The 10,070-nt window shown below is 73.7% G+C and carries 9 protein-coding genes; 6 read left to right on the top strand and 3 right to left on the bottom strand.

Features of this window, described 5'->3' with window-relative positions:
• The 6 genes from ABZ840_RS21745 to ABZ840_RS21720 form a co-directional block, all read left to right on the top strand.
• On the top strand, positions 1 to 132 hold a 132-nt coding region (locus ABZ840_RS21745; protein WP_361561727.1), incomplete at its 5' end, for a 2-oxo acid dehydrogenase subunit E2.
• A 91-nt stretch (positions 133 to 223) separates the two neighbouring features.
• The gene (locus ABZ840_RS21740) at positions 224 to 2,293 is read left to right on the top strand and encodes a carbon starvation CstA family protein (RefSeq protein ID WP_361561714.1); all 2,070 of its coding nucleotides are present in this window, start codon (positions 224 to 226) and stop codon (positions 2,291 to 2,293) included.
• Positions 2,290 to 2,490 carry a YbdD/YjiX family protein gene (locus tag ABZ840_RS21735; RefSeq protein ID WP_361561713.1) on the top strand — a complete coding sequence of 67 codons (201 nt, stop codon included), beginning with the start codon at positions 2,290 to 2,292 and terminating at the stop codon, positions 2,488 to 2,490. The genes ABZ840_RS21740 and ABZ840_RS21735 overlap by 4 nt, the downstream gene beginning before the upstream one ends.
• A gap of 254 nt (positions 2,491 to 2,744) precedes the next feature.
• Positions 2,745 to 4,259, top strand: a complete 1,515-nt coding sequence (locus ABZ840_RS21730; RefSeq protein ID WP_361561712.1) for an FUSC family protein — start codon at positions 2,745 to 2,747, stop codon at positions 4,257 to 4,259.
• A gap of 176 nt (positions 4,260 to 4,435) precedes the next feature.
• Positions 4,436 to 5,500 carry a lactonase family protein gene (locus tag ABZ840_RS21725; protein WP_361561711.1) on the top strand — a complete coding sequence of 355 codons (1,065 nt, stop codon included), beginning with the start codon at positions 4,436 to 4,438 and terminating at the stop codon, positions 5,498 to 5,500.
• A 192-nt stretch (positions 5,501 to 5,692) separates the two neighbouring features.
• On the top strand, positions 5,693 to 6,484 hold the full coding sequence (locus ABZ840_RS21720) for a class I SAM-dependent methyltransferase (protein WP_361561710.1): 792 nt from the start codon (positions 5,693 to 5,695) through the stop codon (positions 6,482 to 6,484).
• A gap of 204 nt (positions 6,485 to 6,688) precedes the next feature.
• Here ABZ840_RS21720 and ABZ840_RS21715 read toward each other — a convergent pair whose 3' ends face one another.
• From ABZ840_RS21715 to ABZ840_RS21705, 3 genes are all read right to left on the bottom strand, one after another.
• Complete coding sequence (locus ABZ840_RS21715) at positions 6,689 to 7,597, bottom strand: hypothetical protein (RefSeq protein ID WP_361561709.1); 909 nt, start codon at positions 7,595 to 7,597, stop codon at positions 6,689 to 6,691.
• A gap of 371 nt (positions 7,598 to 7,968) precedes the next feature.
• Positions 7,969 to 8,982, bottom strand: a complete 1,014-nt coding sequence (locus ABZ840_RS21710) for a BadF/BadG/BcrA/BcrD ATPase family protein (RefSeq protein ID WP_361561708.1) — start codon at positions 8,980 to 8,982, stop codon at positions 7,969 to 7,971.
• Between the two features lie 4 nt (positions 8,983 to 8,986).
• The gene (locus ABZ840_RS21705) at positions 8,987 to 9,844 is read right to left on the bottom strand and encodes a phospholipid scramblase-related protein (protein WP_361561726.1); all 858 of its coding nucleotides are present in this window, start codon (positions 9,842 to 9,844) and stop codon (positions 8,987 to 8,989) included.
• Between the last annotated feature and the right edge of the window lie 226 nt (positions 9,845 to 10,070).

The raw sequence follows: 10,070 nt of genomic DNA, 5'->3' as shown, positions 1-10,070 counted from the left end.
GTCCGCAACATGACGTACCTGTCGCTCTCCTACGACCACCGTCTGGTGGACGGCGCGGACGCCGCCCGCTACCTGACCACGGTCAAGCAGATCCTCGAAACAGCGGAGTTCGAGGCGGAGTTGGGCGGCTGACCCGGCCAAAAGCCCTTCGTGTGGCGGCCGCGCCCCGACCCCCGGCGCGGCCGCCCCTTCGTTCCCGTACCCCAGGAAAGGCGCAATCCCAGTGTGGAGTTCCCGTTACGTCCGGATCGCCGTCTGGACGCTGATCGCGGCGCTCGGCGCGGCCGGCTGGTCCGTGCTGGCGCTCTCCCGTGGTGAGCGGATCTCGGCGGTCTGGGTGATCGCCGCGGGCATCGGCTCGTACCTGATCGCCCAGCGCTTCTACGCCCGCTTCATCGCACGCAAGGTGCTGCGGGTCGACGACCGGCGGGCCACGCCGGCCGAGCGGCTCAACGACGGGGTGGACTTCCACCCCACCGACCGGCGCGTGCTGTTCGGTCACCACTTCGCCGCCATCGCCGGCGCCGGTCCGCTCGTCGGCCCCGTGCTGGCGGCCCAGATGGGCTATCTGCCGGGCACCGTCTGGATCATCATCGGCGTGATCTTCGCCGGTGCCGTCCAGGACATGGTGACGCTGTTCTTCTCCATGCGCCGGGACGGCAAGAGCCTGGGACAGATGGCACGCGAGGAGATCGGCGCGGTCGGCGGGGCCGCGGCGCTGCTCGCCGTCTTCGCGATCATGATCATCATCCTGGGCGTGCTCGCCCTCATCGTGGTCAATTCCCTCGCCCACTCCGCCTGGGGCACCTTCTCCATCGGCATGACCATCCCCATCGCCCTCCTCATGGGCGTGTACCTGCGGTACCTGCGCCCCGGCCGGGTCACCGAGGTCAGCCTCATCGGACTCGCCCTGCTGCTCGCGGCCATCGCGGGCGGCCGCTGGGTCGCCGAGTCCCCGATCGGCGACGCGCTGGTCCTGTCCCCGCAGACGCTGGCGCTGTGCCTGATGGCGTACGGCTTCCTCGCGTCCGTGCTGCCCGTGTGGATGCTGCTCGCGCCCCGCGACTACCTCTCCACCTTCATGAAGGTCGGCGTCATCGTGCTGCTGGCGGCCGGGGTGCTGATCTCGCTGCCGGACCTCGCCGTCGCGCCGGTCACCGCGTTCGCGCGGGCCGGTGACGGCCCGGTCTTCGCCGGCGGGCTCTTCCCGTTCGCCTTCATCACCATCGCCTGCGGCGCGCTCTCCGGCTTCCACGCCCTGATCTCCTCCGGCACCACGCCGAAGATGATCGAGAAGGAATCGCACGTCGCGCCCATCGGGTACGGCGCGATGCTCATGGAGTCCTTCGTCGCGCTGATGGCGCTGATCGCGGCGTGCGTGATCGACCCGGGCCTGTACTACGCGATGAACGCGCCCGCCGGTCTCCTCGGCGACACGCTCCACTCCGCGTCCGCTGCCGTCTCCTCGCTCGGCTTCTCGATCGGCCCGGACGATCTGGCCGCCGCGGCGCGCTCGGTCGGCGAGGAGTCCCTCGTCTCGCGCACGGGCGGCGCGCCCACCCTCGCGATGGGCATGGCCCTCATCCTCGCGAAGGCGTTCGGCAGCGACGGGATGATGGCGTTCTGGTACCACTTCGCGATCATGTTCGAGGCGCTGTTCATCCTCACCGCCGTGGACGCGGCGACCCGCGTCGGCCGCTTCATGCTCCAGGACACCCTCGGCAACGTCCTGCCGCGGTTCCGCGACCAGAGCTGGCGGCCGGGCATCTGGATCACCTCGGCGGCGGTCGTGCTCGCCTGGGGCTACTTCTTGTGGGTGGGCGTCACCGACCCGCTCGGCGGGATCAACCAGCTCTTCCCGCTCTTCGGCATCGCCAACCAGCTGCTCGCCGCCGTCGCCCTGGCCGTCGGCACGACGCTGCTCATCAAGTCGGGCCGCCTCAAGTGGGCCTGGGTCACCGGCGTTCCGCTGGTGTGGGACCTCGCCGTGACCATGACGGCGAGCTGGCAGAAGGTGTTCTCCGCCGACCCGAAGGTGAGCTTCTTCGCGCAGCGGGCGCAGTACCAGCAGGCGCTGGAGGCCGGTGCGGTCCGCGCGCCCGCCACATCCGCCGCCGACATGGCGACGATCGTCCACAACTCGACCGTGACGGGCGTGCTCACCATCGCCTTCGCCCTCCTCACCCTCGTGGTGGTCGTCGCCTGCGCGCGCGTCTGCGTGCGCACCGTCCGGGGCGGGGGAACGCCGGACCTCCGGGAGGCGGCGTACGTCGAGTCCAAGCTCGCCGCGTGAGCGTGCCGCTGCGGCGCGCGCTGCGCCGGGTCCGCTGGTACGTGCGCGAGTTCACCGGTGAGCACGCGTACGGCCGGTACGTCGCCCACACCCGCGCACAGGACCCCGCGGCCCCGGTCCTCTCCCGCGCGGCCTTCGAGCGGAATCGCACCGACCGCCGCGACGAGGATCCCCTGAGCGGTCGTTGCTGCTGCTGACCGGTGACGGCCCGTTGCCGGTTCGGTGGTCCATTGGCACGCCCCCGGTCCTGCCCGGGCGCGTGCCGATGGGCCAATGGCACAGTGATTCAGGGCTCTGTTGAGCCAGTGTGGTCCCGGGTGTTCTGATGGTCATGTCGATGGCGCTGCGGATTCCGCGGCGCCTTTTTCATGGCGTGACACGACGTGACACCGACGCGGCACGACGTGACGCGCGCGGACGCGTCAGCGGAACGCAGAAGGGGCGGGGATCTGTGCTCAAGAGGGTGTTCGTGGCTCCGGATCCGGGGCGGCTGCGGTTGCGCAGCGCGTTGCGGGCGGTGCTCGGCATCGGATCGGCGGTGGCCCTGTGCGTGCTGACCGGTCACTCACTGGCCGCGGCGATCACCGGGGGCCTCGCGGCCCTGCTGGCGCTCTTCACGGTCCTGGACCCGACGGTCCGCGGGCAGGCGGTCACGACCGCGCTGCTGCCTGCGGTCGGCTTCCCCGTGCTCGCCCTCGCCGCCGTGCTGCACGACTCCCCCGTGGCCAGGGACGCGGCCTTCCTCGCCGTGGTCGGCGCCGGGGTGTACGCCCGCCGGTGGGGGCCGCGCGGGCACTCCCTCGGTGTGTTCGCGTTCATGATGTTCTTCGCGACGCAGTTCCTGCACACGGTCCCCGGCCAGCTGCCCGAGCTGTACGGCGCGATGCTGCTGTCCCTGCTGGCCGCCGCGACCATACGCTTCGGACTGTGGTGCTACGAGCGCCGGCTGCCGGCGCCCGCCGCGGTCCCGCCCCTGACCGCCGGCACCGGGCTCGCCCGGCCGACCACGCGGCAGGCGCTCCAAGCGATGGCCGGCGGTGCCTTCGCGCTCGCCGCGGGGCAGGTCCTGTCGCAGGAGCGCTGGTACTGGGCCGTCGGCGCGACGTGGTGGGTCTTCGTGAACACGGCGTCGAGCGGCGAGACGCTGGTCCGGAGCTTCCGGCGGGTGCTCGGCACGGTGATCGGGATCGGCATCGGACTGGGCGTCGCGGTACCGCTGCACGGCGCGCCGGTGGCCACCGCCGCGCTCGTCGCGGTCTGCGTCTTCGGCATCTTCTACACCGCGGCCGTGTCGTACACCTGGATGATGCTCGCGGTCACGGTGATGGCCGGGCTGCTGTACGGGCTCCTCGGAGTGCTGGACACGGGCCTGCTCGTCCTGCGGGTCGCCGAGACGGGGGTCGGGGCGCTCGGCGCCGTACTGGCGGTGCTGCTCGTCCTGCCCGTCACCACGCACGCCACGACGGACGCCTGGATCCAGCGCGCCCTGCGCTGCGTGCACGCCTGCACCGCCGAGGCAGCCGCGCGCCTCGCCGGCTCCGGCACCGCCGACCCCGCGGCCCGCGTCGTCGAACTGGAGCTGCTGCTCGGCAAGGTACGGGCCTCCCTCGCGCCGCTGGTCCACCCGCTGAGCCCGGTGCGGGCCCGCAAGGGACGGGCCCGCCGGGTGCTCGCCCTGCTCGACGACTGCGCCCGCGAGGTCCGCGGGCTGGCCGCCGTCGCCGCCGACCCGGAGGCCTCCCACGACGACCGCCTCACCGCCGCCTGCCTGCGCGTGGAGGCCGCGGTGGAAGCGCTCACCGCACCGGGCCCGGCCGCCCGCGCGGAGCGGTACGCGGTGGCCGCCGCGCCCCAGCTCCACGCGACGGAACCGGCCCTCGCCCACCTGCACGGCCTGGAACACGCCCTCGCCGAACTCGCGGACCCGCTGAGAGCGCCTGCCCGCCGGTCGCTGATCGGCGCTTGAGCCCGATCGGCGCTTGAGCCCGATCGGCCAACAAGCCGGCCGGGGCCTGAGCCCGATCGCGACCCAAGCATGAGCGGGGCCGGGCGGCTCCGTGCAGATGATCTCCGGCGGGGGCGTCGCCCGGCTGTTAGCGTCGGTGACCGACCAATACGGGGCGTACGAACGAGAAGCGGGGTATGAGCGTGAACGGTGCCGGCCGAAACGTTTCCGGGTGGCGGGCGTACATCGGGTCGACGGCCGGCGGGGCCGGCGTCGTCACCGCCGAGTTCGCCCCGGAGAGCGGCGCGCTCAAGGAGCTGGCCCGCACGGACGCGGTGACCAGCCCCTCCTACCTCGCCGTATCGGCCGACAGCCGGCTGCTGTACGCGGTGAGCGAGACCCCCGACGGCGCGGCCGGGGCCTTCTCGCTCGCGGGGGAGCGGCCCGAACTGCTCGCGCCGCCGGCACCCGTCCACGGCTCGGCCCCCACCCACCTCACCCCGCACGCCGGGCACCTGCTCACCGCCAACTACCGCTCCGGCAGCGTCAGTGCGCTGCCCCTGCGGGCGGACGGCGCGCCCACCGAGCCCGGCCCCGGCGGCGTCCTCCAGCACCACGGCAGCGGCCCGAACCCCGACCGGCAGACCGGCCCGCACGCGCACGCCGTGGTGGCCGACCCCTCGGGGCGCTGGGTGCTCAGCGTCGACCTCGGCACCGACTCGGTCCGCGTGTGCGACATCGACCCGGGGAGCGGGGAACTGGTGATGCGGCGCGAGATCGCCATGCGCGCCGGCAGCGGCCCCCGCCACCTCCGCTTCCACCCGCGCGGCCACCTCGCGTACGTCATCAACGAGCTGGACCCCGCGGTGACCACCTGCCGCTGGGACGCGGTGCGGGGGCTGCTGACACCGCTGGGGGAGACGCCCGTACTGCCCGAGGGCGGTGTGACGCCGACGCTGCCGTCGGAGTTCGTGGTCTCGGCGGACGGACGGTTCGGCTGGGCCGCCAACCGCGGGGACGACAGCATCGCCGTACTGGCGCTGGAGGAGGACGGGGAAGCGCCGCGACTGGTGACGACCGTGCCCAGCGGCGGCGACTGGCCCCGTGACCTGGCGCTGCACCCGGAAGGCCGGTACCTATACGCCGCCAACGAGCGCTCCGGGGACGTCACCTGGTTCGCCGTCGACGCGGACACCGGCATCCCCGAACGCGGCGGATCGCTCCCGGTCCCGTCGGCCTCGTGCGTGGTCTTCGCGCGCTGAACGCCTGGCCGGTCTTGAGCAGCGTCATTCCGGCCGGTGCGGTGCGTTCCCGACGTACGGAAACGCGCCGCACCGGCCGACACGCGCTGCTCGGGTTCAGCCCGCTGGGTGTGTTCAGCCGATAGCGGACGTTCGGCGGTGAGATCGTCCGAATGCCGGGCGCGGCGGCCCGATTCCGGGCAGGCTGGCCGCATGACCGTCGGATTCAGTGGTGAGGTCGCGGAGTACTACGCCCGCTTCCGGCGCGGTTACCGCCCGGAGCTCCTGGACACCCTGCAAGAGACGTTCGGCCTGACAGCCGGCGACACCGCACTCGACCTGGGGTGCGGCACCGGAGCGCTGGCCGTACCGCTCGCCCCGCGGGTCGGCGCGGTCCTCGGCATGGACCCCGAACCGGACATGCTGCGGCTGGCCCGCCGCGCCGCCGAGGAGGCGGGCGTACAGAACGCCACCTGGGTGCTCGGCGCGGACACCGACGTCGCGGCGCTCGGCACACTGCTCGGCCGGGGCTCCCTGGCCATGACCGTCATCGGCCAGGCGCTGCACTGGATGGACCACGGCCGGCTCTTCCGCGAGCTGCGCCCGCTGCTGAGGCCGGGCGGCGGCGTCGCCGTGATCGCCAACGGTGTGCCGCTGTGGCAGCAGGAGACCCACTGGTCGGACGCGCTCCGGGGAGAGCTGGAGCGGTACTTCGGCATGGCCCTGGAGGCCACCTGCGGCACGGCCGACGACGAACGGTCCGACTACGCCAGGGCGCTGCACGGGGCGGGCTACGACGGGGTGCGCGAGATCGACCACCGGTACCGGGCGGAGCTGACGTTCGAGGAGCTGCTCGGCGGCGTCTGCTCCGCCGTACCGGCGGACCGGCTCCCCGGCCCTGAGGAGCGCGCGCACTTCGCCGCCGGACTGCGCGCGGCCCTGCCGGAGGGGCCGTACGCGGAGGAAGTACGGGTGAGAGTGCTGGTGGGACGCACGAGCGGCTGATGCCTGTGCCGGGTGCGGGGGTGGGGGTGGGGTCGGTGCCGGGGGCGGCAGGGTCCGGCCAGGTCGTGGGCAGGGGGCGGCCAGGTCCCGTGCAGGCCCCGGCCGGGTACGGCGACGGGCCGCCACCGCATCGTGCGGGACGGCCCGTCGGAGGGTTCAGCCACTGGAGCGGGGCGCCGGCCGCGTGGGGCGGCCGGCGACGGGTCAGCGGGTCGGCGCTCCCTGCGCCGACTGGAGCGTGATGCCCAGCGAAGCGGCGTAGTTGGAGAGGACCAGGCGGCCCACCGCCATGTATGCACCCAGCGCCTCGGCGGAAGCGCAGCCCGCCTCGGCCGCGGCCGCCCCCAGCAGGCCGTCGGCGATCTCCGGGCCGATCAGGTACGGCGCCAGCGCCAGCTGCTGCGAACCGGAGTTCCGCAGCTGCTCGGCCGTACGCGAGATCGCGCCGTCCTCGTCCAGCGCGGCGGCCAGTACCGGCACCGCGAGGCGCGCGGAGAGCAGCATGCCGGTGATGCCGGCGGCCTGCACGGCCTCCTCGCCGCCGACGGTGGCGAGGATGATGCCGTCCGCGGCCGTTGCAACCGTGAAGAGGCGGGCTCGGTCGGCACGCGCCAGGCCGGCCTCGGACAGTCGTACGTGCAGCGCCTCGGCGAGCAGCGGGTGCGGGCCGAGCACATCGGTGAGCTCGGCGGCGGAGCCACTGCTCATGATCGCCTGGCGTATACGGCGGAGCAGGGCGTTGTCGGGCCCCGCGAGCAGCGGCACGACGACGGCGGCCGGGGCGTCCTTGAGGTCCTGCGCACCGGCTTCGATGCGGGCCCTGCGCTCGGCGGCGGCGTGCGAGAGCACGGCCTCCAGCGACGGGAACTCCTCATCGCCGCCGTCGACGTACCCGATGCGGGCGTCGAGGCCGGGCAGCTCGGAGCGGGCGATGCTGGACACCTCCTCCGCCAGGCCGCGCGACGCGGCGGTGGGGGCGCCGGGAACGGCCAGGACGAGCGCGGGCGCGCCCTCGGGCGCGGCGACCGGCTCCGGTCGGCGGTGGCGTCCGGACTGGCGCGGACGCGGCATTCGTACAGGCAGGCCGGGTGCGGGCCCAGTGGGGGAACTCATGGCGCCGCATGCTAACGCCTCTTCGGCGCCCGGTGCCGAGGGAGGGCACAGTCGGGTGGTTTGTGTACCGATTCGTCCCGCGCGTCTCCGTGTGAACATCACACGACACGCCGTGTGATCTGCGCTGACTTCTCGTCCGGGTGATCCCGCGGAGAGCGGCGCCGCGGATTCCGTTTAGGGGCCGGAGAGAGCTGGGGGAGTGGAGTGGCGGGAAGGTGGCATAGGGGGCGAAGGTGTCAAAGTGGGTAAGGGGGCGGAAGAGATGGTGGGGGCGGTGGGGGTGAGGTCGGGGAGTCGCGCCAGGGGAGGGCGGAGGGGGCGTGCTTGTGTGTGCGACTGCGAATCGTCCCGGGCTCCGGCCTGGCGGGGGCTCAGTCCGTGACGTGGAGGAGGCGGGCGTCGGTGGGCAGCCGCAGCTCGTCGCGGGCCAGCGCCGACGCGATGAGCAGTGCGCCGTCCAGCGGGTCGCCGGCCGCCGCGACCAGGCGTACGCCGGGGAGCCGTACCGCGAGTGCCGCACGCAGCGGCTCCAGCAGCGGCTCGCCCATCTTGAACAGGCCGCCGGTGTAGGCGACTTCCCGTTCGCTGCGCGGGGCCTCCGGCGGGCAGACCGCGGCCGCGGCGTCGGCGATGTGGTGGGCGGCCTCGTCCAGGATCGCGGCGGCGAACTTGTCCTCGGCCGCGCAGCGCGCCACCTCCGGGGCGAAGGACGCCAGTACGGCGGGCCGGTCGGAGCGCGGGTAGAGCTTTCCGGGCAGGCCGGTGACCGGCCCGAACACCGCCTCGGCACGGGCCAGTAGCGCCGTCGAACCGCCGGGCCGGCCGTCGTGCGCACGCATCGCCGCCTCCAGTCCGGCCCGGCCGATCCAGGCGCCGCTGCCGCAGTCGCCCAGCAGGTGGCCCCAGCCGTCGGCGCGGCGCCAGCCGGTCGCGGCGGTGAGGTCGGTGCCCATCGCGATCATGCCGGTGCCGGCCGCGACCACGGCACCGGGGCGCCGGCCGAGGGCACCCGCGTACGCGGTGACGGCGTCGGACGCGAGCGCCAGCCGGTTCGTGCCGAGCGCGCGGGCCAGCGCGGACGGCAGCGTCGCGCGCAGGTCGTCGCCGAGCGCGACCATGCCGGCCGCGCCCACGCACACCGCCACGCAGCGGCTGTCGGGGCCCGCCGCGCGTACCAACGAGGCGGCCGCCGGGAGCAGCCGGGCGAGCAGGTCGCCGGCGTCGATACCGCCGGGCCCCGTACGGACGGGCTCCTGGAAGTCGACCTCGCCGAGCCGTCGCGCCGGGGCGCCGTCGGCCGGGGAGCCGTCCCCGTACGCGCGGGCGACCGCGATGCGGAGGCCCGAGCCGCCGGAGTCGACACCGAGCACCAGGTCCGGTGCCATGGGCTCACCCAAAGCCGCGGGCGTCCTGCTTGAGGGCCGTGTCGACGGTCAGGGCCGTCGCGACCACCAGGCTCAGCAGCGGGTCGGGCAGCTGCTGGTGGATCTGCAGGACGTAGTTGTCAGCCGTGGTGAACATCGTCTTCGCCAGGCCCTCCCACGTCTTGGTGATCCGGGCGATCTCCTGGTCGGCGTGGTCGACGATGGCGAAGTTCCAGGCCCGCCAGTTCTCCGCCTTGATCGCGCCGATCTGCTGGCCGTTGACCACCATGGCGAAGTTGATCTTCCCTATGGCGTTCTGCTGCACGATCTCGCCGACCGGCTGTCCGTCCGGACGCTCCACCAGCACCTTGGACTTGATGAACTTCGCCGGCCGGGTCATCACCAGCTGCGGCTGGCCGTACGTGTCGCGGATCTCCAGCTTGTGGGTCATGTACTGGTCGAGGCTGGAAACCAGGCGCAGCACCTTCTTGGCCGTGGTCTGGCCGATCTGGACGACCGAGCCGATGGTGTTGCCGTGCTGGTCGAAGACGCTGTACTCGTTCGTCATCTCGATCAGCTTGGCCTTCTGGTTCACGACCAGGACCGGCTCGGTGAACAGCGAACCGCCGCCCCCCGGGCCGGCCGGCGCGACGCCGGCCTGCTGCTGCACCTGGCGCTGCACCTGTGCCGGGTCGCCGGCGCCGGGGCCCGGCCCCTGCTGCGGGTAGCCGTACCCCTGCGGCATCGGCTGCCCGCCCGGCTGCTGCCCCATCTGCGGCTGGGGCTGATGAGGCTGCTGGTGCTGCTGGGAGTAAGGCTGGGGCTGCGGCTGGCCGTACGGCTGCTGCGGCGCCCCCTGCCCGTACGGCTGCGCCTGCGGCATCGGCTGCCCCCCGGCCTGACCACCCGGCTGAGGCCCGCCCGGGAACCCCGGCTGACCTCCAGGCTGACCGCTACCGGGCTGAGCCCCGGGGAAACCGCCGCCGGGCTGAGCCCCCGGGTGACCACCACCGGGCTGAGCCTCAGGCTGCGCCCCAGGGAAGGCCCCACCCGGCTGAGCCCCCGGCTGTCCCCCCTGGCCGGGCGCCTGCCCCTGTGCCGGTCCCTGC

It is taken from the genome of Streptomyces sp. NPDC047117 (assembly GCF_040643545.1).
Taxonomy (GTDB): domain Bacteria; phylum Actinomycetota; class Actinomycetes; order Streptomycetales; family Streptomycetaceae; genus Streptomyces.
Note: the sequence above shows the minus strand (reverse complement) of the source record. Positions and strands in the feature narration are given on the sequence as shown.

Coding starts and splice junctions, on each gene's coding strand:
- ABZ840_RS21725 (WP_361561711.1), top strand. CDS start 4,436: ATGAGCGTGAACGGTGCCGGCCGAAACGTTTCCGGGTGGCGGGCGTAC.
- ABZ840_RS21720 (WP_361561710.1), top strand. CDS start 5,693: ATGACCGTCGGATTCAGTGGTGAGGTCGCGGAGTACTACGCCCGCTTC.
- ABZ840_RS21715 (WP_361561709.1), bottom strand. CDS start 7,597: ATGAGTTCCCCCACTGGGCCCGCACCCGGCCTGCCTGTACGAATGCCG.
- ABZ840_RS21710 (WP_361561708.1), bottom strand. CDS start 8,982: ATGGCACCGGACCTGGTGCTCGGTGTCGACTCCGGCGGCTCGGGCCTC.
- ABZ840_RS21705 (WP_361561726.1), bottom strand. CDS start 9,844: ATGCCGCAGGCGCAGCCGTACGGGCAGGGGGCGCCGCAGCAGCCGTAC.